21 protein-coding genes are annotated in these 24,040 nt (G+C 72.0%); 12 read left to right on the top strand and 9 right to left on the bottom strand.

Annotation, left to right across the window (positions count from 1 at the left end):
• The first annotated feature begins 31 nt into the window (after positions 1-31).
• Positions 32-1,774 carry a pyruvate dehydrogenase gene (locus OHN19_RS08865; RefSeq protein ID WP_330263645.1) on the top strand — a complete coding sequence of 581 codons (1,743 nt, stop codon included), beginning with the start codon at positions 32-34 and terminating at the stop codon, positions 1,772-1,774.
• On the opposite strand, the gene OHN19_RS08860 is transcribed toward OHN19_RS08865, so the two are convergent.
• Positions 1,771-3,168, bottom strand: a complete 1,398-nt coding sequence (locus OHN19_RS08860; RefSeq protein ID WP_330263644.1) for a helix-turn-helix transcriptional regulator — start codon at positions 3,166-3,168, stop codon at positions 1,771-1,773. The two genes, OHN19_RS08865 and OHN19_RS08860, sit on opposite strands and share 4 nt — an antisense overlap.
• A 205-nt stretch (positions 3,169-3,373) precedes the next feature.
• On the opposite strand from OHN19_RS08860, the gene OHN19_RS08855 reads away from it, so the two are divergent.
• The 3 genes from OHN19_RS08855 (at position 3,374) to OHN19_RS08845 (ending at position 5,769) form a co-directional block, all read left to right on the top strand.
• Positions 3,374-3,991, top strand: coding sequence for a hypothetical protein (locus OHN19_RS08855; protein ID WP_330263643.1), 618 nt, complete (start codon positions 3,374-3,376; stop codon positions 3,989-3,991).
• 97 nt (positions 3,992-4,088) lie between these two features.
• On the top strand, positions 4,089-4,553 hold the full coding sequence (locus OHN19_RS08850) for a hypothetical protein (protein ID WP_330263642.1): 465 nt from the start codon (positions 4,089-4,091) through the stop codon (positions 4,551-4,553).
• 793 nt (positions 4,554-5,346) lie between these two features.
• Positions 5,347-5,769: an ATP-binding protein gene (locus OHN19_RS08845; protein ID WP_330263641.1), complete on the top strand. Its 423-nt coding sequence runs from the start codon at positions 5,347-5,349 to the stop codon at positions 5,767-5,769.
• An 82-nt stretch (positions 5,770-5,851) separates the two neighbouring features.
• Here the strand turns inward: OHN19_RS08845 and OHN19_RS08840 are convergent, their stop codons facing one another.
• Positions 5,852-6,889: a DUF2637 domain-containing protein gene (locus tag OHN19_RS08840; RefSeq protein WP_123763864.1), complete on the bottom strand. Its 1,038-nt coding sequence runs from the start codon at positions 6,887-6,889 to the stop codon at positions 5,852-5,854.
• 316 nt (positions 6,890-7,205) lie between these two features.
• Positions 7,206-8,075, bottom strand: a complete 870-nt coding sequence (locus OHN19_RS08835) for a (2Fe-2S)-binding protein (protein ID WP_330263640.1) — start codon at positions 8,073-8,075, stop codon at positions 7,206-7,208.
• Positions 8,076-8,229: 154 nt separating this feature from the next.
• Between OHN19_RS08835 and OHN19_RS08830 the strand changes: the two genes are divergently transcribed.
• On the top strand, positions 8,230-9,042 hold the full coding sequence (locus tag OHN19_RS08830) for a GntR family transcriptional regulator (RefSeq protein ID WP_381302986.1): 813 nt from the start codon (positions 8,230-8,232) through the stop codon (positions 9,040-9,042).
• A gap of 553 nt (positions 9,043-9,595) precedes the next feature.
• Here the strand turns inward: OHN19_RS08830 and OHN19_RS08825 are convergent.
• On the bottom strand, positions 9,596-10,369 hold the full coding sequence (locus tag OHN19_RS08825; protein WP_330263638.1) for a hypothetical protein: 774 nt from the start codon (positions 10,367-10,369) through the stop codon (positions 9,596-9,598).
• 127 nt (positions 10,370-10,496) lie between these two features.
• Complete coding sequence (locus OHN19_RS08820; RefSeq protein WP_330263637.1) at positions 10,497-12,170, bottom strand: PucR family transcriptional regulator; 1,674 nt, start codon at positions 12,168-12,170, stop codon at positions 10,497-10,499.
• A gap of 343 nt (positions 12,171-12,513) precedes the next feature.
• Between OHN19_RS08820 and OHN19_RS08815 the strand changes: the two genes are divergently transcribed.
• The 5 genes from OHN19_RS08815 to OHN19_RS08795 all read left to right on the top strand — a co-directional run bounded on the left by OHN19_RS08815 (position 12,514) and on the right by OHN19_RS08795 (position 19,123).
• A complete protein-coding gene (locus tag OHN19_RS08815) occupies positions 12,514-13,404 on the top strand; it encodes a xanthine dehydrogenase family protein subunit M (protein ID WP_330263636.1) in 891 nt (296 codons plus the stop codon).
• On the top strand, positions 13,404-13,940 hold the full coding sequence (locus OHN19_RS08810) for a (2Fe-2S)-binding protein (protein WP_330263635.1): 537 nt from the start codon (positions 13,404-13,406) through the stop codon (positions 13,938-13,940). The genes OHN19_RS08815 and OHN19_RS08810 overlap by 1 nt, the downstream gene beginning before the upstream one ends.
• Positions 13,941-13,942: 2 nt before the next feature.
• On the top strand, positions 13,943-16,324 hold the full coding sequence (locus OHN19_RS08805) for a xanthine dehydrogenase family protein molybdopterin-binding subunit (protein ID WP_330263634.1): 2,382 nt from the start codon (positions 13,943-13,945) through the stop codon (positions 16,322-16,324).
• A gap of 145 nt (positions 16,325-16,469) precedes the next feature.
• Complete coding sequence (locus OHN19_RS08800) at positions 16,470-17,927, top strand: NCS2 family permease (protein ID WP_330263633.1); 1,458 nt, start codon at positions 16,470-16,472, stop codon at positions 17,925-17,927.
• 47 nt (positions 17,928-17,974) lie between these two features.
• Positions 17,975-19,123, top strand: a complete 1,149-nt coding sequence (locus OHN19_RS08795; protein WP_330263632.1) for an XdhC/CoxI family protein — start codon at positions 17,975-17,977, stop codon at positions 19,121-19,123.
• On the opposite strand, the gene OHN19_RS08790 is transcribed toward OHN19_RS08795, so the two are convergent.
• Positions 19,075-20,391, bottom strand: coding sequence for a lanthionine synthetase LanC family protein (locus tag OHN19_RS08790; protein ID WP_330263631.1), 1,317 nt, complete (start codon positions 20,389-20,391; stop codon positions 19,075-19,077). The two genes, OHN19_RS08795 and OHN19_RS08790, sit on opposite strands and share 49 nt — an antisense overlap.
• Positions 20,392-20,419: 28 nt before the next feature.
• Positions 20,420-20,851 (bottom strand): SRPBCC family protein, encoded by a 432-nt coding sequence (locus tag OHN19_RS08785; RefSeq protein ID WP_330263630.1) that lies wholly within the window; start codon positions 20,849-20,851, stop codon positions 20,420-20,422.
• A gap of 181 nt (positions 20,852-21,032) precedes the next feature.
• Between OHN19_RS08785 and OHN19_RS08780 the strand changes: the two genes are divergently transcribed.
• Both OHN19_RS08780 and OHN19_RS08775 read left to right on the top strand, forming a co-directional pair.
• Entirely contained in the window at positions 21,033-22,247 is a 1,215-nt protein-coding gene (locus OHN19_RS08780; protein ID WP_330269557.1) for a cytochrome P450, read from the top strand.
• 82 nt (positions 22,248-22,329) lie between these two features.
• Positions 22,330-22,896, top strand: coding sequence for an HAD hydrolase-like protein (locus tag OHN19_RS08775; RefSeq protein ID WP_330263629.1), 567 nt, complete (start codon positions 22,330-22,332; stop codon positions 22,894-22,896).
• A gap of 32 nt (positions 22,897-22,928) precedes the next feature.
• Here the strand turns inward: OHN19_RS08775 and OHN19_RS08770 are convergent, their stop codons facing one another.
• Together OHN19_RS08770 and OHN19_RS08765 are read right to left on the bottom strand one after the other, a co-directional pair.
• Positions 22,929-23,237 carry a DUF3040 domain-containing protein gene (locus tag OHN19_RS08770; protein WP_330263628.1) on the bottom strand — a complete coding sequence of 103 codons (309 nt, stop codon included), beginning with the start codon at positions 23,235-23,237 and terminating at the stop codon, positions 22,929-22,931.
• 184 nt (positions 23,238-23,421) lie between these two features.
• Positions 23,422-23,994 carry a DUF305 domain-containing protein gene (locus OHN19_RS08765; protein WP_330263627.1) on the bottom strand — a complete coding sequence of 191 codons (573 nt, stop codon included), beginning with the start codon at positions 23,992-23,994 and terminating at the stop codon, positions 23,422-23,424.
• Between the last annotated feature and the right edge of the window lie 46 nt (positions 23,995-24,040).

The following is a 24,040-nucleotide window of genomic DNA, read 5'->3' as shown; positions in this document are numbered from 1 at the left end:
ACCCAAGGAGACCGAAGGGGTGCATGGATCCATGGCCAAACAGAACGTCGCCGAGCAGTTCGTGGACATCCTCGTCAAGGCCGGAGTGAAGCGCCTCTACGGCGTCGTCGGCGACAGCCTCAACCCGGTCGTGGACGCCGTACGGCGCAACGCGGCCATCGACTGGGTGCACGTACGGCACGAGGAGACCGCCGCCTTCGCCGCGGGCGCCGAGGCGCAGATCACCGGCAATCTCGCCGCCTGCGCCGGCTCCTGCGGGCCAGGCAACCTGCACCTCATCAACGGCCTCTACGACGCCCACCGCTCCATGGCCCCGGTCCTCGCCCTCGCCTCGCACATCCCCTCCAGCGAGATCGGCCTCGGCTACTTCCAGGAGACCCACCCCGACCGCCTCTTCCAGGAGTGCAGCCACTACAGCGAGCTGATCTCCAGCCCCCAGCAGATGCCACGGCTGCTCCAGACCGCCATCCAGAACGCCGTCGGCCGCTCCGGCGTCAGCGTCGTCTCCCTGCCCGGCGACATCGCCGACCAGCCCGCCCCCGAGAAGCCCGCCGAGACCGCCCTCGTCACCTCGCGGCCCTCCGTCCGCCCCGGCGACGCCGAGATCGACAAGCTCGTCGAGATGATCGACAAGGCCCAGAAGATCACCCTCTTCTGCGGCAGCGGCACCGCGGGCGCGCACGCCGAGGTCATGGAGTTCGCGGAGAAGGTCAAGTCGCCGGTGGGACACGCGCTGCGGGGCAAGGAGTGGATCCAGTACGACAACCCCTTCGACGTCGGCATGAGCGGCCTCCTCGGCTACGGCGCCGCGTACGAGGCCACCCACGAGTGCGACCTGCTGATCCTGCTCGGCACCGACTTCCCGTACAACGCCTTCCTCCCCGACGACGTCCAGATCGCGCAGGTCGACGTACGGCCCGAACACCTCGGCCGCCGCTCCAAGTTGGACCTCGCGGTGTGGGGCGACGTGAAGGAGACCCTGCGGTGCCTGACGCCCCGGGTGAAGGAGAAGACCAACCGGCGCTTCCTCGACAAGATGCTCAAGAAGCACGCCGACGCGCTCGAAGGGGTCGTGAAGGCGTACACGCGCAAGGTCGAGAAGCACGTCCCGATCCATCCCGAGTACGTGGCCTCGGTGCTCGACGAACTCGCCTCCGACGACGCGGTGTTCACCGTCGACACCGGTATGTGCAATGTGTGGGCAGCGCGGTACATCACGCCCAACGGCCGCCGCCGCGTGATCGGTTCGTTCTCCCACGGGTCGATGGCGAACGCGCTGCCGATGGCGATCGGGGCGCAGTTCACCGACCGCGGGCGGCAGGTCGTGTCGATGTCCGGCGACGGCGGGTTCTCCATGCTGATGGGCGACTTCCTGACCCTCGTGCAGTACGACCTCCCCGTGAAGGTCGTCCTCTTCAACAACTCCTCGCTCGGCATGGTCGAGTTGGAGATGCTGGTCGCGGGGCTGCCCTCCTACGGCACCACCAACAAGAACCCCGACTTCGCCGCCGTGGCCCGCGCCTGCGGTGCCTACGGCGAGCGCGTCGAGAAGCCCAAGGATCTCGCCGGGGCACTGAAGGCGGCGTTCAAGCACAAGGGTCCGGCCCTCGTCGACATCGTCACCGACCCCAACGCGCTGTCCATCCCGCCGAAGATCAGCGCCGAGATGGTCACCGGCTTCGCCCTGTCCGCCTCGAAGATCGTCCTGGACGGCGGAGTGGGCCGCATGCTCCAGATGGCCCGCTCCAACCTCCGCAACGTGCCCCGGCCCTAGCTGTCGTAGTCCACCCAGGCCCGTTGGCCGGCGGTGTTCGTGCCGTACCAGTAGCGGGGCAGGCCCTTGATGCCTGTCGTGCGGAACGGCTTGCCCCGGTCGTCGACGCGGACGGTGCCGGTGCGGCCCTGGGAGGACCAGTCCAGTTCGAGGTACCAAGCGCAGTCGCAGGTGACGGTCTCCGCGGTCACCAGCAGGATCTCCGGGTCGGTCGCGGAGACCCGGTAGGGCATCTTGACGGCCGGGATGACGTTCTCGCCGTCGTCGCCGGACATCGACCGGGCGATCGGGCGGTCCTTGTCGAGGTCGACGGAGAAGTAGCGCGGGGTGAGCGCGCCGCCGCACCCCTGGTCCATGGCGTACGAGTTGCCCTGGGCCGGGGCCCCGCGGGAGACGACCCGGACGCGGAGGTCCTCCAGGACGACCGCCGTGGAGCTGCGGCCCTGCACCGAGATCTGCACCATCGTTTGCCGGCCGTGGATCGCGCCCTGGGTCGCCGCCCACGGTGCCGCGTCCTGCGAGACCGGAGGCGGCGGGACCTCGGCCGGGGGCTTGTCGATGACGTAGTCGTGGCCGCAGCCCGCGAACCAGACGTGGGAGTTGGCGGTCCAGGTGAGCGGGGTGCCGGTCGCGGTGCCCTGCTTCCCGGCCTTGCCGGTGCCCTTGGCGGCCGTACTCCCGCCCGGCGCCGACGCGGAAGGGCTCCTGCCGTTGCCCTTGGGGGTCGGGGAGCCGGACGTGGTGGAGGGACTCGGTGACTTGGACGGGGAGCGGTCGGGTGTGCTCGACGCCGAGGTCCGGGAGGACGGGTCCGGCGCCTGGGCGACCGTGTCCGACCCGGAACGTCCCGAGGGCAGCGCCGACAGACTGCCCAGCGTGGCGAGCAGCGCCATGGCGGCGGCCGCGGTGACGCCGACGCGCCGCCGGCGGTACCAGGGACGGGGCGGGGGAACACCGGGACCCGAGAGCAGGCCGCCGTCCGTGTCCTCGCCCGCCGTGTCACCGACGGCCGGCTCCGCCGCGTCGGCAGGCGTACTCGCGCTGGGGGCCGGGGCCGCTGGATCGGCGCCCTCACCCGTCTCGAACTCCGCCACCGCTACCGCTACCGCTGTGGCCTCGCTCGCCCGCGGCCGCTGCCTCGCCGCCACCGCCGACAGCCACAGCCGGTGCAGATCCATCCGCTCCTCGGCCGAGGCCCCGCACAGCGCGGCGAAGCGTTCCACCGGTGCGAAGTCGACGGGTACCGCGTCGCCCGCGCAGTAGCGGTGCAGGGTCGAGGTGTTCATGTTCAGGCGTCGGGCCAGCTGACCGTAACTGCGGTCCGTCCGCTCCTTCAGTCGCCGCAGCAGGGCCGCGAACTCCTGGACCTCGTCCTGTGGCTGCGGTGCGGACAACGATTCCCCCCTGATCCGGTATCCCAGGCTCACCATATACCTGCACGTCAGACGGGCTGGGATGGTTCCACCACACCGAAAAGGCCGTCAGTCGTTGCGCTGACCTCCTGTGACAGCCGATGCTCTTGGTGTCGCACCGACCAGGGCCGGACCGACCACCGGCGGCGGGCGTCATTCCATCACGCACTCATCACGGGGGACACCCATGTTCATGCGCACCCGAGTCGGCGCTCTCGCCGCTCTCGCCGTCACCGGTCTCGCCCTCGGCGCGACGCTCGCCACCCCGGCGGAGGCCGCGCCCAAGGCGCCCGGCTTCCTCGCGGCCGCCGACCTCCCGCCGCACCCGAGTTCCCCGTGGACGGCCGGCAAGGTCACCCGCGGGGCGGGCGAGCAGGGGCTCGGCGTCTGCGCGAAGACGGCCGTACCGGCCCACTCCGCCGCCTGGAACCGGGACTTCCGCACCGAGCTGGAGACCGGCGCCCGCCAGGTCACCGTCGTCCTGCGCGACACCGCCTCGGCCAAGAGCCTCGTCTCCCGGCTGAACCGGGACTTCAAGACCTGCGCGACCCGGATCGAGCAGGCCGACCCGGGGACGAAGGCCGGCGGCAAGGACTACGGGAAGCTGTCCGTCGAGGAGGGCGCCCATGTGTACGGCGTGCAGAGCGAGACCTCCTTCGGCGCGCTCGACGTCAACCTCATGTCGGTCGGACGGGACGGCCGGACCGTGACCGTCGTCGACTGGGGCCAGATGGGCCGCCTCGCCGACGCCCCGGTGAAGGCCTTCAAGAAGACGACCGTCACCGCGGTCGACAAGCTCCACTGACCGGCGGGGCCGCCCTCCCGCACGGGGGTCGGGCGGGCGGCCCCGCACCGGACCACAGCACAGCTCTCAGCTCAGCACCGGAAAACGGGGAACAGACATGACCAGCAGCAAGACGACCCGCCGCACCAGCCTGGCGGTGGGCCTCGCCCTGGCCCTCGGCCTCGGCGCCACCGCCCAGGCCTCCGCCGGGGCGCCGCGCAGCGTCAGCGGGAAGCCGTCCGACAACATCACCCGCATCGCCGACTTCTACGGCACCTACATCGACGCGGTGACCGACGAGGGCAGCGGTGAACTCCGGGACGCCCTGCGCGCCCACTACCTCACGCCCGCCTTCCGGAAGCAACTGGACGCCTGGGAGGAGAAGGAGCACGCCGACGGTGTCCTGCGCGCCCAGAACGTCCCGCTCTCCTGGAAGGTCACCGACAACGGAACCGCGGAGTACACCGAGGCCGTCGTCACCCTCACCTGGAGCGCCGGTCAGACCAGCACGCTGGTCGTCGACATGACCCGCGGCAGCCACAAGATCTTCCACATCGGCACCAAGGGCATCGGGGGCAAGTGACAGCACATTCCGGCCAGTTTCCCGGCTGTCACAGCTCTTCGTCGGCTACGCCGGGGACAGCAGCGGGGCATGGGCGGATCGGCCCAGGCCCGGTGGTCCCGGTGTCCCGGGGCCGCGTGGGCCGAAAGCCGTGCGACAGCGCGGGGCCGGCCGTCGTCGCCGGGCCGGATGAACCGGCGCACCTCCGCTCGCCGGGCCCCGATCCTCGGGTACCGGCGGCGGAGGCGTACGCCGTCACGGGGGGTGTGCGAGATGTCGTACGACAGTCCCCCGACCCGTGAGTGCTGAGGGCGCACTCGTGGTTCCGGGCCGTACCGGCGACCCGCGCGTTCCCCGGGTCCGTGTGCGACGTCCCTCGGCCGACGCTCCGAGCAGGGGCTTTGCCGCGTGACCGGGGGTGGAAAGGGCGTGCCGCGCGGCTCTGCGGGCCGGAGCGCCGGTATCGGCCCGCCGGGCACATGCCACACGGTGGAACCAGTGGCACCGGCGCCGACCGCCGGGCGGCGCGCAGGCCCCACCGTCGGGGCGCGGATCGGGCGGGGCCGATCGTCGTGGACGGCGGTCGGGAAGCCGTTGTCCGGGAATCCGCAGCTCCGCGGGCCGCCTCCGTAACCGTGGCCGAACACCTGGTCGTTGATGATTCGACATGACTGCCGCCTGAACTATCGGGCATGGATCCCCGTGAACGTGTTCGAGCAGGAGGGGAACCGACATCGGCACGCGGGCGGGGGTCATGAAGAGGCAGGCACGAGGAGGCGGTCCCACGGCAGCAGGGGCCTTCTCGGCACAGACCATGGAGGAGAAGACCGACGGCACCCCGGAGCAGGCGCGGTCGCCACAGCTCCGGCGGAGACTGGAGCGGGCCGACCTGGGGGCCGTACCGGAGACACGCAGGGCCCTGCGCGAGCTGTTACGGCAGTGGGGCAGGCCCGGACGATCGGAGATAGCCGAACTGCTCACCAGCGAACTCGTCACCAACGCACTCGTCCACACCGATCGCGACGCGGTCGTCACGGCCACCGTGGGGCCGCGGGCCCTGCGGGTGGAGGTACGGGACTTCGTCGCCCACCGTCCCAGGATGCGCGTACCCGAAGCGGGCGAGGGTACGCACGGCCGGGGCCTGGTCCTGGTGCAGTCCCTCGCGGACGCCTGGGGCGTACGGGCTCACGGGGTGGGCAAGGCCGTCTGGTTCGAACTGGACGCCGGAGCGGCGTGAAAGACGGGAACGGGAAGGGGGCGTGACCGCGTCGGTCACGCCCCCTTCCCATGATGCCTCGGCTGTTCAGCCGGCCTGCTGTCTAGCCGAACTGCTGCTCAAGATCCTTGAGCTTGCGCTCCAGCGAGTCGAGACGCGGCAGCGCCATTGTGTCGTCCTCCGCGGTGAGGTCGACGGAGGAGTCAGCCCCATGGCGAACGGGCTGGAGCGAAGGACGCTGCCGTACGGGCAGCGGCTGGGGCTCCGGCGTCGATATGGCAGGCTCCGCGGTGGCGCGCTCCAGAGCCGCGGCCTGCGGCGGCTGCTCCAGCTGACGACCCCGGCCGACGAACCCGCGGTGGCCGCGGCTGATGGCCTTGAGCTGCGCCCGCTCGACGCGCTGCTGGTCCCGGCGCCGTATGCGGGCCGCTTCCTTCTGGCGCTGGTCCTCGCGGACCTCGTCGACCGCCTCGTCGAGGCTGCGGACGTTCTCGAGGAGCATCAGCGACCAGGCCTTGTACGTCTCGCGGGGCGCCCTCAGCCAGCGCACCACGCGGATCTGTGGCAGCGGCCGGGGCACCAGGCCCTGCTCGCGGAGCGCGGCGCGGCGGGTCTGCTTCAGCGCGCGGTCGAACAGCACGGCCGCCGAGAGGGACATGCCGGAGAAGAACTGGGGGGCGCCGTCGTGGCCGAAGCCGCGCGGTGCGTGCACCCAGTTGAACCAGGCCGCCGCGCCCGCGAACGTCCACACCAGTATCCGGGAGCCGAGGGCCGCGTCACCGTGACTGGCCTCGCGCACGGCGAGCACGGAGCAGAACATCGCCGCGCCGTCCAGTCCGAACGGCACCAGGTACTGCCAGCCGTTGGTCAGGCCCAGGTTCTGCTCGCCGAAGCCGACCAGGCCCTTGAAGGAGAGAGCCGCGGCGACCGCCGCACAGCAGAACAGAAGGACATAGGAGGCGGTGCCATATATGGCCTCCTTGCGCCTACGGCGCTCCTCGCTCCGCTCCCACGAGTCGTCTTTCGCGTGCTCCCCGCCGGACCGCTTGCTCCGCGCGAGCACCGCCACCGCCGCCAGCATGCCCAGGAGCAGTACGGCGCCCGGAAGCAGCCAGTTCAGCGATATGTCGGTCAGTCTCATCTGGGGTCCCTTGCATTGGGATAGGGCGTAACGCCCGCCATAGTGGCCCACTCCCACCGGCCCTCAGGGGGTTTCGGGGCAAGAGGCCGCCAAGGAAGTGCAAGGGAATTGCCCAGGGCAGCGTTTTGCTCGAACTGCCGCTTGAGGGGCGGGAGTTGAGTTCGAATAAGACTACCCGTACGGGTGGTTCCACGGAAAGTTCCTGCGTCGAGTGAGGAAGTTGTGAATTGCCTGTAACCGAACGGGCGTCTCAGTCGGCGTTGATCTTACGGGACGGGTCGGCGGGGTCCGCGCCGGGGGTCTCCCTGAGGGGGCCTCAACTCGCGGCGGCCACGGTGAGCTTGGCGATCCGGTCCGTGTCACAGGTGCGCGGGCAGGTGACGCAGGTGTCGTCCGGGGCCAGCGTGTAGTACATGCAGCAGCTCACCCGGTCCCGGGTGGGCAGGGCCGCGCCGTCCGGGCCGGCGAGCACCCGGAAGGCCGGGGAGCCGACGTACGGCTTGGCGGTACCGGGCAGGAGCTGTTCGAGCTCGCGCTCGGCCCGGCGCTTCTCGCTCTCGCCGAGGAGTTCGGCGACGTACCAGATCCCCTCGACGATCTCGTCGGTCACCATGCCCCACAGGGCCCTGCCTCGACGGCGCATGCGGGGGCCGAAGGCGGTGAGCAGCGGTGCCATGTGCTCGGCGATCGCGTCCCGCAGTTCGGCGCGCAGGGACTCCTCGTCGGGGACCGTGTGCGCGCCCGGGAGCGCGGCCGCGGGGTCGTCGGGCAGGCAGGCGAAGGCGCCCGGGTGGACCGCGAGGGCCATCGGGCCCCGGGTGCGGTCGTACGAGACGTGGGTCACGGGGTAGCGGGGGACCCTGCGGTGCAGGAACCAGGGCGCGGTGAAGAGGAGGGCGGCCGGCCAGGCGTAGCGGTGCAGACCGAAGCCGGCGATCACGTCCGGGCGGCCCTGCTGCCGGTGGTCCCTGAGAACCTGCTCGTCGTCCCAGGCGAGGAAGGCGTCCAGAGCGGTGGGGCTCCCCGCGAGGTCCGCGGCGCGGATCCAGCCGTCGGTGGCGGGGAGGGGGGTGTGGGGCGGCAGCTCGGTCACGGTGAGGGTCGGGAGGGCCTCGGTCAGGCGGGCGTAGGAGGCGGTCACGGCCGAAACGACGGCCTGGCGGGGGGCGGGCAGCGGTGTGGGCATGCGGGGCCTCCGGTTCGCGTTCGCGGTCGTCTGGGGTGGGGTCGTCCGATGGGCTGCCGTGTAGAGGTAAGGCTTACCTTACCAATCGATCAGGGATTTGAACTGAGGCGTTCTGCGCCTAAGGTGCTTGACGGGTGAGTAACAACCCGTCGTAATGACCCCAAGTACTGACACGTCCGGAGGAGGGCCCGTGAAGGGTGTGGGGCGGGACGTGGACCAGGCTGTGGGGGAGGCTCGGGTGCCGCCGCAGACGCGGGCGTCGTCCGATGGACCCCGGTCCCGGGACGAGGCCGCCTTCGGGGTGCGGGGTGAGCACACGCACGGCGAGGTGCCGATCCCGCGGCCGGTCGTGCAGCGGGCGTCCGTGCGGGGGCAGATCCTCGACGCCCTGCGGAAGGCTCTGGTGGCGGGGGAGTTGCGCCCCGGGGACGTGTACTCGGCGCCCGCGCTGGGGGAGCGTTTCGGGGTGTCCGCGACGCCGGTGCGGGAGGCCATGCAGCAGCTCGCGCTGGAGGGGGCCGTCGAGGTCGTTCCCAACCGGGGGTTCCGGGTGGTGGAGCGGGGAGCCCGGGAGCTGGCGGAGCTGGCCGAGGTGCGGGCGCTGATCGAGGTGCCGGTGATGGTGCGGTTGGCGCGGACCGTGTCGGTGGAGCGGTGGGCGGAGCTGCGGCCGCTGGCGGAGGCGACGGTGCGGGCGGCGGCGTCGGGGTGCCGGGCGACGTATGCGGAGACCGATCGGGCGTTTCACCGGGGGGTGTTGGGGCTGTCGGGGAACGAGCAGTTGGTGCAGATCGCGGAGGACTTGCATCGGCGGTCGCAGTGGCCGTTGGTGGGTGGGGGTTCGTCGCGGGGGCGGGTGGATCTTCTTGCGGATGCGGCGGAGCATGTCGCGTTGCTGGATGCGTTGATTGCTCGGGACGTGGATGGGGTGCGGGGGTTGGTCGGGGGGCATTTCGGGGGGCGGTGAGGTGGTTGTCTGCGGGGTGGGTGGGGGCGGGCGTTTTTGCGCAGTTCCCCGCGCCCCTGGATGCCTGCGGCGGCCTCTTGCTGTCCGGTGGGGGCTGGTGTAGCGCGTGCGGTCCGGTGGGTGGGTCGGTGCCGGGGTGGGGGGTATCCGTCCTCGGTCCGGCGGCTCGGTCCCTTGAGCAGTCGCCCGGTTCCGGACGCCGGCCGCTGCGGGCGGACACCCCCCACCCCGTCCCCTTCACGCCGTCGGCGGCCGCCGGCCGGTGGGGGCGGACGCGGACGGCTAACGGTCCGTGGGGGGCGGGCGCCAGCGGCTGACGGCCCCGTCATGGCGCAGGCCAACTGCAACCCCCTAGGGGCGCGGGGAACTGCGCGACCAGCCACGACGCACCCGCACCCGCCCGACAACCGAACCCGGCACCCCAGTAGGCGCCCGGCCCAAGCCCAGCGCAGCGGGGGCGCGGGGAACTGCGCGACAAGCCACAACGCACCCGCACCCGCCCGACAACCGAACCCGGCACCCTCTTAGGCGACGCCCCCGCTCACTCGCACCCTCACGCCGTCGCAGCCGGCGGAGCCAACTGGTGGGAGAGCCAGGTCGGTACGCCGCCCAGCAACCGGTACAGCCGGCGGGCCTCCTCGCGGAGGCGGGTTGCCTCTGGTTCGACCTCCGCGTCTGCCAGGGAGGCCAACGCGGGGGCCGTGCCGACCAGGTAGCCCAGTTCCTCTCGGATCCGCAGGGATTCGGCGAAGCCGTGGCGGGCCTCGGCCAACTCGCCGTCGCGGAGGGCCAGTCCGGCGAGGTGGCGCCACGTGCAGGACAGCAGGAGCGGGTCCGACTGGGCCGTCGCGCCGGCGTGGGCGCGGCGGTAGGCCGCTCGGGCCGACTGGGGGGAGTGCGCGAGGTTCTCCGCGAGGAGGCCCCGGCGGAAGTCGAGGAGGGCCCGTCCCTCCGCGCCCGGGGCGATCAGCGCGGCGGCCCGGCCCAGCGCCGCCCTCGCCTCGTCCGCGCGGTCACGGACCCCGTGCAGCGTCGCGGCGTAGGCAAGGTGACCCCGTTCACAAGCGGCCGCGCCCCGCTCGTCGTCGCTGTGGGCCAGGGCCTCGGCCGTGCGCAACGCGTCTTCCGCCTCCGCCCAGCCCTGCTCGGTGTACAGGCAGCGTTCCACCAGCAGTGCTGTCCGTTGGAGGGCCGCCTGCGCGGTGACCGGCTGGAGCAGGGCGGCCGCGTCGGCCCAGCAGGCCCTTGAGCGCAGCCGCCATACCGCGGTCTGGAGTGGATCGTCACCGGCGGTCGTTCCGTTACCAGACATGGCGGTATGCGCCACGTTGCCCTCCCCGAGCGCGCCATCGAGCTATGAGTGGTGGGCGCAGTTCAGCATGAATCCGCGGGCCCGGCCAAGGGGGTGGGTGAAGGAATTCACAAAGTCGTGGGAGTCCGGGGGCTCCCAGGTCTCAGCTCATCCGCAGTGCCAGGAAGAAATCCAGCTTGTCCTCGAGGCGGGAGAGGTCACGGCTCGTCAACTGCTCGATCCGGCCGACGCGGTAGCGCAGCGTGTTGACGTGCAGGTGGAGGCGGGTCGCGCAGCGGGTCCAGGAGCCGTCGCAGTCCAGGAAGGCCTCCAGGGTCGGGATGAGTTCGGCCCGGTGGCGGCGGTCGTAGTCGCGCAGCGGGTCGAGGAGGCGGGCCGTGAAGGCGCGGCGCACGTCGTCGGGGACGAAGGGCAGCAGGAGGACGTGGGAGGCCAGTTCCTGGTGGCCGGCCGCGCAGACCCGGCCGGGGCGGGCCGCGGCCACTCTGCGGGCGTGCCGCGCCTCCTCCAGGGCGCCGCGCAGGCCCTCCGCCGAGTGGACCGCCGCGCTGACGCCCAGGGTGACCCTGCCGTCGTCGTCCAGGCCGGAGGAGAGCGGGTCCCGGACGGAGTCCAGGAGGGCGTCCGCCAGGATGCCGGTCTCCGTGCCGTCGTGCTCGGCGGAGACCGCGGGCAGGGGGACCAGGGCGATCGCCTCGTCGCCGGTGTGGGCCACCGCGATGCGGTCCGAGGGTTCGGGGCCCATGGCCGAGGGGTCCACCAGGATCTCCTCCAGCAGGGACTGGGCCACCGGGCCGCCCTCCAGGTCGGTGTCCTGCCACTCGACCCGCGCCACGACCACCTGCCAGTGGGGGGCCGCTCCGAGACCGGGCAGGAGGACCGGGGCGGCCACCCGGAGGCGGGCGGCGATCTCCGCCGGGGCGGCGCCCGTCTGGACCAGCTCCAGGACCTCCTGGGCGAGCCGGCGGCGGACCGTGCGGGCCGCGTCCCTGCGGTCGCGCTCCACCGCGATCAGCTGGGTGACGCCCTGGAGGAGGTCCAGGCGCTCCTCGGGCCAGTCGCCCGCGTCCGCCTCCACCGCCAGCAGCCAGTCGGACAGGACCGTCTCGCGTACGTCCCTGGAGGCCTGCGGGGAGCGGCCCGAGCTGCGGACCGGGAAGAGGGAGTACACCGACGAGCCGAGCGTGACCCGGTGCGGGCCGCGGCGGCCGGTGCGGACCGCGGCCAGGTGTTCCGCCGCGAGCTTCGCGCAGGTGTCCGCGGGCAGGCCGGGGCCCGCCGTCTTCGGGCCCGCGATCAGGCGGCCGGTGGGGGACAGGACCCAGGCGCGCAGGTCCAGGTCGGAGCCGAGGAGGTCGAGGACCACGTCCGGGCCGCCGCCCGCGGGACCGGACGTCATCATGCGGCGGTGGCGGTCCACCACGGCCGCCAGGTCGCCCGCGCGTTCACCCGACACCTGCCGTACGACATGCTCGGTGATCGTCGCGAACGCCACCGACTCGTGCACGGCGAAGAGCGGGAGGCGGTGCCGGGCGCAGGCCACGACCAGGTCCTCCGGGACGTTGCCCAGCTCCGCCTCGCCGGCCGCCAGCGCGACGACCCCGGCCTGTACGAGGAGTCGTACGAAAGGCTCCGAGTCGGCGGCGTCCCGGCGCCAGGCGAGGCCGGTCAGGACCAGCTCACCACCCGAGAGGTAGCGGCTCGGGTCGCGCAGGTCGGTGGTCATCACCCCGCGCACGGTGCGATCCAGTTCGCCCTCGCCACCGAGCAGCCGCAGGCCCAGCGCGTCGGTGTCCAGCAGTGCGCGCAGCCGCATTCTCGTCGCCGCCGTTCTTTGTCTCGAAATCTACGATGGGGGAGGGGTCCGGTGGAGCGGGGAGCGGCTTCTGCCGCCTCCGGGGCTGTGTCCCAGGTCACGCGGGCTGTGCCGCACGTTTCCGCAGCAAAACGCAGAGGTTACCGAGGACCTCCGTTCATACGAATCTACAAGATGAGGGCCCCGACCAGCCAACTCCTTCATGGTTTCCGTGACTGACCCGGTCGGAGTACCGCGCTGTGTACTGGCTCCACTCCACGTAAACAGCACATGAACGAGCCGGGCCCGCCGCACACGATCTGGCTCGATCCGTACGATCACGAGACGAAGAAGAGAGCCGGTCATGGACTTCCTTCGCCCCGCCAGCTGGGAGGAGGCGCTCGCCGCGAAGGCCGAGCACCCCACCGCTGTGCCCATCGCGGGCGGCACCGACGTGATGGTCGAGATCAACTTCGACCACCGGCGGCCCGAGTACCTGCTCGACCTGAACCGGGTCACCGAGCTGACCGAATGGGAGGTCGGGGAGGACTCCGTGCGGCTGGGCGCCTCCGTGCCGTACACGCACATCATGGAGCACCTGCGCGGCGAGCTCCCGGGCCTGGCCCTCGCCTCGCACACCGTGGCCTCCCCGCAGATCCGCAACCGCGGCGGCGTCGGAGGCAACCTCGGCACCGCCTCCCCGGCCGGTGACGCCCACCCCGCCCTGCTCGCGGCCGGCGCCCAGGTCGAGGTGGAGTCCGTACGGGGATCGCGGCTCATCCCGATCGACGAGTTCTACACCGGCGTGAAGCGCAACGCGCTGGCCGCCGACGAGCTCATCCGGGCCGTTCATGTGAAGAAGGCCGACGGGCCCCAGCAGTACAGCAAGGTGGGCACCAGGAACGCCATGGTCATCGCGGTGTGCGCGTTCGGGCTCGCCCTGCACCCCGAGACGCGCACCGTGCGGACCGGGATCGGGTCGGCCGCCCCCACGCCCGTGCGGGCCAAGGCCGCCGAGGAGTTCCTGAACGCGGCCCTGGAGGAGGGCGGGTTCTGGGACAACGGCAAGATCATCACCCCGTCGCTCGCCAAGCGGTTCGCGGACCTGTGCGCCGCCTCCTGCAACCCGATCGACGACGTCCGGGGCACGGCGAGCTACCGCCGCCACGCGGTCGGCATCATGGCCCGCCGCACGCTGACCTGGACCTGGGAGTCGTACCGCGGTACCCGCCGCGCCACGGAGGGAGCTGCGTAATGCGCGTCAACTTCACTGTCAACGGCCGTCCGCAGGAAGCCGACGACGTCTGGGAGGGCGAGTCCCTTCTGTACGTGCTGCGGGAGCGGCTCGGGCTGCCGGGTTCCAAGAACGCCTGTGAGCAGGGTGAGTGCGGGTCGTGCACGGTCCGGCTGGACGGCGTTCCGGTGTGCTCGTGCCTCGTCGCCGCCGGGCAGGTCGAGGGGCGTGAGGTGGTGACCGTGGAAGGGCTCGCGGACTACGCCAAGCAGCGCTCCTGCGGACAGCACGCCGGCCAGGGGCAGGACTCCCAGACCGGTGAGGGCATCGAACTCTCCCCGATCCAGCAGGCGTTCATCGACGCCGGCGCCGTCCAGTGCGGCTTCTGCACGCCGGGGCTGCTGGTCGCCGCCGACGAGATGCTGGAGCGCAACCCCAACCCGAGCGACGCGGACATCCGCGAGGCGCTGTCGGGCAACCTGTGCCGTTGCACGGGCTACGAGAAGATCATGGACGCGGTCCGCCTCGCGGCCGCCCGGCAATCCCAGGAGGTCTGACCGTGGCTGCCAACGGCGCTCCCACCAAGATCACCCAGGGTTCGCAGACCAAGGGCGGCATCGGCGAGTCCACGCTCCGCCCGGACGGCACCCTCAAGGTCACCGGCGAGTTCGCGTACTCCTCGGACATGTGGCACGAGGACATGCTCTGGGGACAGATCCTGCGCTCGACCGTCGCGCACGCCGAGATCGTGTCCATCGACACGAGCGAGGCGCTGGCCCTGCCGGGCGTGTACGCCGTCATGACGTACGACGACCTGCCGACCGAGGTGCGGAACTACGGCCTGGAGATCCGGGACACCCCGGTCCTCGCCCACGGCAAGGTCCGCCACCACGGCGAGCCCGTCGCCATCGTCGCGGCCGACCACCCGGAGACCGCCCGCCGCGCCGCCGCGAAGATCAAGGTCGAGTACCGCGAGCTGCCCGTCATCACCGACGAGGCCTCCGCGACCGCCCCCGACGCGATCCTGGTCCACGAGAACCGCGACGACCACCACATCGGGCACGTCCCGCACCCCAACATCGTCCACCGCCAGCCGATCATCCGGGGCGACGCCGAACAGGCCGCCGAGCGGGCCGACTTCGTCGTCAAGGGCGAGTACACCTTCGGCATGCAGGACCAGGCCTTCCTCGGCCCCGAGTCGGGGCTCGCCGTGCCGGACGAGGACGGCGGGGTCCACCTCTACATCGCCACCCAGTGGCTGCACTCCGACCTGCGGCAGATCGCGCCCGTCCTCGGCCTGCCCGAGCGCAAGGTCCGCATGACGCTGTCCGGCGTCGGCGGGGCCTTCGGCGGCCGCGAGGATTTGTCGATGCAGATCCACGCCTGTCTGCTGGCGCTGCGGACGGGCAAGCCCGTCAAGATCGTCTACAACCGCTTCGAGTCCTTCTTCGGCCACGTCCACCGCCACCCGGCCAAGCTGTACTACGAGCACGGGGCCACCCGCGACGGCAAGTTGACCCACGTGAAGTGCCGGATCGTGCTCGACGGCGGCGCCTACGCCTCCGCGTCCCCGGCCGTGGTCGGCAACGCCTCCTCGCTGTCGATCGGCCCCTACGTGGTGGACGACGTGGACATCGAGGCCATCGCCCTCTACACCAACAACCCGCCCTGCGGCGCGATGCGCGGCTTCGGCGCGGTCCAGGCCTGCTTCGCCTACGAGGCCCAGATGGACAAGCTCGCCGACGCGGTGGGCATGGACCGGGTCGAGTTCCGGCAGCTCAACGCCATGGAGCAGGGCACGATCATGCCGACAGGCCAGCCCGTCGACTCCCCGGCCCCGGTCGCCGAACTCCTGCGCCGCGTCAAGGCGATGCCGCTTCCCCCGGAGCGCCAGTGGGAGTCCAGCCAGGGTTCGGACGTACGTCAGCTTCCCGGCGGCCTGTCCAACACCACCCACGGCGAAGGCGTGGTGCGGGGCGTGGGCTACGCGGTCGGCATCAAGAACGTCGGCTTCTCCGAGGGCTTCGACGACTACTCGACCGCGCGCGTACGCATGGAGGTCGTGGGCGGTGAGCCCGTCGCCACCGTGCACACCGCGATGGCGGAGGTCGGGCAGGGCGGTGTCACCGTCCACGCCCAGATCGCCCGCACCGAGCTCGGCGTCACCCAGGTGACCATCCACCCGGCGGACACCCAGGTGGGCTCGGCGGGTTCGACCTCGGCCTCCCGGCAGACGTACGTCACCGGCGGCGCCGTGAAGAACTCCTGCGAGCTGGTCCGGGAGAAGGTCCTGGAGATCGGGCGCCGCAAGTTCGGCTCCTACCACCCGGCCTGGGCCACCGCCGAGCTGCTCCTGGAGGGCGGCAAGGTCGTCACCGACGGCGGCGAGGTCCTCGCGGACCTGGTCGACGTACTGGAGGGCGAGAGCGTCGAGGTCGAGGCGGAGTGGCGGCACCGGCCCACCGAGGCCTTCGACCTGCGCACCGGGCAGGGCTTCGGACACGTCCAGTACTCCTTCGCCGCCCACCGCGCGGTCGTCGAGGTCGACACCGAGCTCGGGCTGGTCAAGGTGATCGAGCTGGCCTGCGCGCAGGACGTCGGCAAGGCGCTCAACCCGCTGTCCGTCGTGGGCCAGATCCAGGGCGGCACGATCCAGGGCCTCGGCGTGGCGGTGATGGAGGAGATCATCGTCGACCCCGTGACCGCCAAGGTCAGGAACCCGTCCTTCACGGACTACCTGATCCCCACGATCCTCGACACGCCGACCATCCCCGTCGACGTGCTCGAACTCGCCGACGACCACGCGCCGTACGGGCTGCGCGGCATCGGAGAGGCACCCACCCTGTCCTCGACCCCGGCCGTCCTCGCGGCGATCCGCAACGCGACGGGGCTGGAGCTGAACCGGACACCGGTACGGCCGGAGCACCTGACCGGCACCTGATCAACCGGTGAGTTCCCCGGGGGGCCCGGCCCCCCGGGCCCCCAACTGTCCGCCCTGGGCCGTCCCCCGGGTCGTGCACATCCCAAATCCCGTGTCCGTAAAGGCGGTTGCACGGGTGTCCCTGTGAACCTTGGGAGACGGCACCATGACCCAGCAGTCCCTGCAACCCAGGACCACCGCCGACGACGCGGGAGAAGGCACCCGCGTCCCGGCCGGCAGGTCCTGGCTCGACCGGTACTTCCACATATCCCGGCGGGGATCCACCGTCGCCCGTGAAGTGCGTGGTGGCGTCACCACCTTCATGGCGATGGCGTACATCCTCCTGCTCAACCCCCTGATCCTGTCCGGCGAGGACGTGGCGGGGGACACCCTCGGCCAGAAGGCGCTGATCACCGCGACCGCGTTCGCGGCGGCCCTCACCACCCTGCTGATGGGCTTCTTCGGCAAGGTGCCGCTCGCCCTCGCCGCCGGCCTGTCCGTCTCCGGCGTGCTGTCCTCGCAGGTCGCACCCGCGATGACCTGGCCCCAGGCCATGGGCATGTGCGTGCTGTACGGCGTGGTCATCATGCTGCTGGTCGTCACCGGCCTGCGCGAGATGATCATGAACGCGATCCCGCTGGCCCTCAAGCACGCCATCACCATGGGCATCGGCCTGTTCGTCGCCCTGATCGGCTTCTACAAGGCCGGCTTTGTCCACCAGGGCAAGGCGACCCCGGTCACCCTCGGCCCGACGGGTGAACTCGCGGGCTGGCCCGTCCTGTTGTTCGCCGTCACCCTCCTCGCCATCTTCATGCTCCAGGCGCGCGGAGTCCCCGGAGCGATCCTGATCGGCATCGTGGGCGGGACCGTACTCGCCGTCGTCCTCAACGCCGTCGGTGCCATCGCCCCGAAGCAGTGGGCCAGCGGCGCCCCGGAACTGCACGGCAGCGCGGTCTCCATGCCCGACTTCTCGATCTTCGGGAAGGTCGAGTTCGGCGGCTGGGGCCAGGTCGGCGCGATGACGGTCGGCATGATCGTGTTCACGCTGGTGCTCGCCGGGTTCTTCGACGCGATGGCCACCATCATCGGCGTCGGCACCGAGGCGAAGCTCGCCGACGAACAGGGCCGGATGCCGGGCCTGTCCAAGGCGCTGTTCATCGACGGCGCGGGCGGCGCGATCGGCGGGGTGGCCGGTGCCTCGGGCCAGACCGTCTTCGTCGAGTCGGCCACCGGGGTCGGAGAGGGCGCCCGCACCGGACTGTCCTCCGTCGTCACCGGTCTGTTCTTCGCGGCCTGTCTCTTCTTCACCCCGCTCACGGCCATCGTGCCGGGCGAGGTCGCGGCCGCCGCCCTCGTGGTGATCGGCGCCATGATGATGATGAACGCCCGCCACGTCGACTGGGCCGACCGCGCCACCGCGATCCCCGTCTTCCTGACCGTCGTGATCATGCCGTTCACCTACTCGATCACCGCGGGTGTCGCCGCGGGCGTCATCTCCTACGTGGCCATCAAGGCCGCGCAGGGCAAGGCCCGGGAGATCGGCGCCTTCATGTGGGGCCTGACGGTGATCTTCCTCGTCTACTACGCCCTGAACCCGATCGAGAGCTGGCTGGGCGTGCACTAGCACCCTCCGATCCCTCTGTACGCAACCGCTGTTAAGGAGACCGAGACATGCTGGACATCGCCGACGAGCTGTACCGGTGGGTCGAGCAGGGACGTGACTTCGCCGTGGCCACCGTGGTGGCCGTCGGCGGCAGCGCGCCCCGCCAGCCCGGCGCCGCCCTCGCGGTGGACGCCGACGGCACGGCGATCGGCTCGGTCTCCGGCGGCTGCGTGGAGGGCGCGGTCTACGAGCTGTGCCAACAGGCCCTCGAGGACGGGGAGTCGGTCCTCGAACGCTTCGGCTACAGCGACGAGGACGCCTTCGCGGTCGGCCTGACCTGCGGGGGCGTCATCGACATCCTCGTCACCCCGGTCCGGGCGGGCGACCCGGTCCGCCCGGTCGTCACGGCCGCGCTCGAAGCCGCCGTGCGCGGGGAGGCCGCGGCGACGGCCCGGATCGTCTCCGGCCCGGCCGAACTCGTCGGCCGCGCCCTCGTCGTACGGCCGGAGAGCTCCTACGGCGGTTTCGGCGCCCACCCCGAACTGGACCGCACGGTCGCCGCCGAGGCCCGCGCCTTCCTGGACGCGGGCCGCACCGGCACTCTGGAGATCGGCGAACAGGGCTCGCGCTGCGGGGCCCCGCTCACCGTCCTGGTCGAGTCGTCGGTGCCGCCGCCCCGCATGATCGTCTTCGGCGCGATCGACTTCGCGTCGGCGCTGGTGCGGATCGGCAGGTTCCTCGGCTACCGGGTGACCGTGTGCGACGCGCGCCCCGTCTTCGCGACCGAGGCGCGCTTCCCCGAGGCCGACGAGGTGGTCGTCGAGTGGCCGCACACCTACCTGGAGCGCACCGAGACCGACGCCCGGACCGTCCTGTGCGTCCTCACCCACGACGCCAGGTTCGACGTACCCCTGCTGCGGCTGGCCCTGAAACTCCCGGTCGCCTACGTCGGCGCCATGGGGTCCCGTCGCACCCACCTCGACCGCAACGAGCGCCTGCGCGAAGTCGGTGTGACGGAGCTGGAGTTGGCGCGGCTGCGGTCACCCATCGGCCTTGACCTCGGCGCCCGGACGCCCGAGGAGACGGCCCTGTCGATCGCCGCCGAGATCGTCGCGAACAGGCGCGGCGGCAGCGGGGTCTCCCTGACCGGCGCGCACACCCCGATCCATCACGACGTGACGTCGGTGCCGGCCCGGCGGATCGGGTCCGTGGCCTGAGCCGACACCGGATCCGCGGCCTGAGCCGACACCGGCGGCTGGTCCGGCCACGCGAACGCGTACCCCGGCTCACCGCCCCGGCTCAGCCGGACGAAGCGCAGCAGCTCACGCACGATGCCCGCGTTGCCCTGCGCCCAGTCGGTGCGGGGTTCCAGGTCGCTCGGGGTGGCCCGGTGCTCGATGTTGGACCAGCGGGCGCCGTCGCCGTCCCGGACCGCGCGGGCGGCGAGGTCGGCGACCAGGACCCGCGCGAAGTCGTCCGCCTGCTGCCCCTCGGCGATCCGGTCCGAGGCCAGGGCCAGGACGCTCGCCGTACCGCAGCAGCGGCCGTGGTTGTCCCAGAACCCGGGGCGCAGCCGCCGCGGGATCCCGGAGTGCGTGACGGTGTGCCAGCAGCGGTCGGCGAGGGCGCCCCAGGCCGGGTCGCCGTGGGTGTCGCGCAGCAGCCGGAAGATCTGGGCGTCTCCGGCGGGGCCGTGGCACCAGCCGTAGCTGATCGGCTCGATCAGGTCCGGGAGGTGCTGCGGGGTGGAGTGCCGGACCAGGAAGCCGTCCGGGCCGCCCTCGTCCCGGGCCACCACGTCCGCGACCCCGGCCAGCGCCGTCTCGACGAGGTCGGCGCGGCCGGTCGCGTGCCCGACCCGGGTGAGGGCGTAGGCGATGCCGAGGGTGCCGTGGGACATGTGGTGCATCCGCGCCTCGGCGCCCGGGCGGTGCGGCCAGGTGACGCCCCACTCGGTCCGCTCCACCGCCCGCAGATAGGGCTCCACCGCGAGGACGGCGAACTCCGGGTCGCCGATCTCCAGGGCGGCCAGGCCGATCCCGCCGTTGCCGCCCATCAGCTCGAACAGCTCGCCCCAGCGCTCCCCGTCGAAGCGGGAGCGGACGAGCGCCATCGCGTGGTCGGCCGCCGCGCCGGACGCGGTGTCGCCGAACTCGGTGTGCAGGGTGTGCAGGACCAGGGCCAGGCCGGCGCGGCCGAAGTACAGGGAGTCATCCTCCTGGCCGTCGACGGCCGCCGCGAGGTCCCGGCCCGCCCGCAGCGCCAGATCGGCGTAGGCGTCGTCCTCGAAGTGCCGCCAGGCCTCCAGGAGGACGGGGACGATACCCGCGGTGCCGCTGTAGAGGGTCGGATCGGAAGGGTCCGGCGTCCAGGAGAGCCCACCGTCAGCTGTCTCCCGTGCGGCGGCCACCAGCCACCGCAGTCCGTCCACCGCGAGCGCCTCGACCTCGTCGGCCCGTACCGTCGTACCGTCAACTGCCGTCATGCCGCCCACTGTTGCACGGCCGGCGAGGTCACGTTCCGCGCAGCAGCCGGTTCAGGGCCCGTCCGAACACCGACCGGGCCGCCGTCCCCAGCACGAAGCCGGGGAGCAGGGGAACCCCCAGCTGCTCGCGCCAGATGACCCGGGCCCGGCCGCCCGGGCCCGGGTGCACCTCCAGTTCGGCCCAGCCCTTCACCACCCGGCCGCGCTTCTCCATCCGGCACAGACCCGAGACGCCCTCCGCCGGCGGGCGCCAGACCGTGACCTCCATGGGATCGTCGAAGGAGAGCGGGCCGATTCCCGAACGGGCGACCACGAGCGTGCCCTCGGCCGTCGGACCGGGCGGCACCACGGTGACCCGCGTCAGGGGGACGACCTCGCCGTGGCGGGACCACTGCGTGAGGCGGCGCCAGGCCTCCTCCTGGGAGAGCGGGGCCGTGCGTTCGAGAAGGAAGGTGACCACAGGCCGATCTTAGGGAATCGGGCCTGCTCAGCGGGGATTTCATGGGGGGCTCACATACATGGCGCAGCACGATGTGGGCGCGCGGTCGTACGGCAGCCGGTCCGCGTGCTCCGTGTGTACACCTCCGCCTCCGTACGGCACCATGAGCGCGACCGCACCGCAGGCCGTAGGGGGGCGTGACGTGGACAGCGAACGGCACGGCAGGCTCGACGCGTTGCTGAGCGATCCGTACCCGCACTACGAACGGGCGCGGCACACCGAAGGCCTGGCGCATGTCGCCGAGTTGGACGCCTGGCTGGTCGCCCGGGACGCCGACGTACGCGAAGTGCTGCGCCGCCCCGAGGAGTTCTCCTCGGCGAACGCCCTGCTGCCCGACGTGCTGCCGTCACCCGCCGCGTTCGCCGTCCTCGGCGGCGGGTTCGGCGGGCGCCCGGTCGTCGTCACCGCCGACGGCGACACGCACCAGCGGCTGCGCGCGCCGATCGTGCGCGGGCTCTCCCCGGCGCGGGTCGCCGCCGTCCTTCCCTACGCCGCGGAGCGGGCCGCCGCCCTCGTCGACGGGTTCGTGCGGGACGGCCGGGTGGAGCTGATGTCGGCGTACGCCCGCAAGCTGCCCGGCGAGGTGATCGGGCGGATCGTCGGCCTCGACCCCGCCGACGTCCCGGCCGTCGTGCACGGCGGACACCGCGCCGAGGAACTGCTGTTCCGGCCGCTGGAGGAGAGCGAACAGGTCGCCGCTGCCGAGGACGTGGTGGCGATGCAGCACCTCCTGGACCGGTATGTGCGCGAGCGGCACGAGAAGCCGCGCGAGGACCTGTGCACCGAACTCGTCACGTCCCTCACCGAGCCGGGCGAGCTGACCCTCGACCACCGGCACGAACTGGTCGCCCACCTCCAGAACCTGCTGATCGCCGGGCACCTGACGACGACGGCCCTCATCGGCACGACCGTCCTGCACCTGCTGCGGCACCGGGACCAGTGGGAGCTGCTGTGCGCCGAGCCCGAGCGGATCCCGGCGGCCGTCGAGGAGGCCGCCCGCTACGACAGCGCGCTCCAGGGCTTCCGCCGGGTCACCACCCGCCCGGTGACCCTGGCCGGCACCGAACTGCCCGCCGGGGCGACGGTGTTCGTGGCCTTCGGCGGCGCCAACCGGGACGGCGACCGGCATCCCCTTCCCGACACGTTCGACATCACCCGCCCGCCCGGCCGCCATCTGGCCTTCGGCCTGGGCACCCACAGCTGCCCCGGCTCGCAACTGGCCCGCGAACAACTCCGCCTCACCCTCCAGGAACTCACCGGCCGGCTGCCGGGACTGCGGCTCGCCGACGGGGAGCCGGTCGCCATGCGGCCGACGATGATCCACCGCTCCCCGTACCGCCTCGACCTGACCTGGTAGATCACCGGCCGCCGCATGGACCCGCCGCACGCGGTTACCCGACTGGGGAAGGAGTGCACGCGAGAGCCAGGAGGTGGCGCGCATGACGCGCGTGCGTACGGTCCTGTTCGACCGCGACAGCTTTCTCGTCGAGGACGCCCTCGACCCGGACCAGGTGCGCCCGGCGCCCGGGGCCCGTGAGGCGCTGGACCTGTTGCGGCTGTACGACGTCCGCACCGGGTTCGTCGCCGTACGGCCCTGCGACGGGCTGCTCAGCGACGCCGACGTGCGCGCCCTCAACCACCGCGTCGACGAACTCCTCGGCCCCTTCGACATCTGGGGCGTGTGCCCCCATGGCCCCGACGAGGGCTGCCACTGCCGGCCGCCCGAACCCGGCCTGATCCTCTGGGCGGCGGGCCGGGTGTGCACCGCGCCGGGCGACTGCGCGGTCGTCGGCACCGCCGCGGACGCCGAGGCCGCCACCCGGGTCGGCGCGCACGGGATCCTCGTACCCGACGAACGGACCCGGCCGGAGGAGACGGCACGGGCCGAGCATGTCGCGCCGGACCTGCTGACCGCCGTACGGGCACTGCTGAGCGGGCCGCCGAGGGGGCGGGTCCTGGTGGACGAGCGGCCCATCGAGTCGGCCTTCGAGCCGGGGCGGGACTGACGACGCGGCGAGGAGGCTCGAGGAAGCTGGGGTCAGCGTTCCGTCCACCGGCACACGAGCCGGAACGACGCGAACAGGGTCAGCGGCCACACGGCCGCGAATGCCCAGACGACCGCGGGCCGTGAGGTGACGATCCCCAGCACCAGCAGCGTGGTCGACACCGTCAGCAGCAGTCCCACGGTCAGCACGTGCGGCCGGTAGTGGGTGACCCTGGAGAGGTCGGGGCACCGACGCAGCCGGTGGGTGCGCAGCCGGCGCTCCAGACGGCGGTCGCGGCGCAGAGCACGCTCCACCTCGTCCAGGATGCGCTGTTCGTGATCGGGGAGTCGCCCTGTCGCCACTGTCGCTCCTCGCGGATCCGGAGAATCCCTCTCCGGGTGCCCGGAGCGGGACGCGTTATCCGTGCGGTGTGCGTCACTGCGCGTAGAAGGCCGTGTGGGTGCCGTCGCATTGCGGCGGCCACCCCGTCGGAGTGGCCGCCGCAACAGGGCGTCAGGGCGACACCGAGGTGGCCCCGTCAACTCGTCAGTTCTCGCCGAGGAGCTTCTTCATCTCGCTGATCTCGGCGTTCTGCGCGGTGATGATGTCACCGGCCATGTCCGTGGCGTCCTTGTACTCGCCCTTGGCCTTCTCGGTCGTGGCCATCTCGACGGCGCCCTCGTGGTGCTCGACCATCATGGTCAGGAACATCGAGTCGAAGTCCTTGCCGGAGGCCTTCTCCAGCTTGCCCATGTCGGCGTCGTCCATCATTCCGGCCATGCCGGAGTGCGCGGAGTGATCCATGCCGGACATCGCCTCGGGGACCTTCTCGTCCCAGGACTTCAGCCAGCCGGTCATGGTCGTGATCTCCGGCCCCTGGGCCTTCTCGACGCGCGTGGCGAGGTCCTTGACCTCGCTGGAGGAGGCCCGTCCGGCGGCGAGCTCCGCCATCTCCACGGCCTGCCGGTGGTGCGGGATCATGCCCTGGGCGAAGGAGACGTCCTGGGCGTTGTGGGAGGCGGCGGTACCGCTGTCGCTGCCGCTGTCACCGCCGCCCCCGCAGGCCGCGAGGGTGAACAGGACGGTCACGGACACAGCCGTCAGTCGGGTGGTACGCATGCTGGAACTCCTGTGCTGCGAAAGGGATCTGGACGCGTCGGAGCAC

This window comes from Streptomyces griseorubiginosus (assembly GCF_036345115.1).
GTDB classification, from domain to species: Bacteria; Actinomycetota; Actinomycetes; order Streptomycetales; family Streptomycetaceae; genus Streptomyces; species Streptomyces griseorubiginosus_C.
Note: the sequence above shows the minus strand (reverse complement) of the source record. Positions and strands in the feature narration are given on the sequence as shown.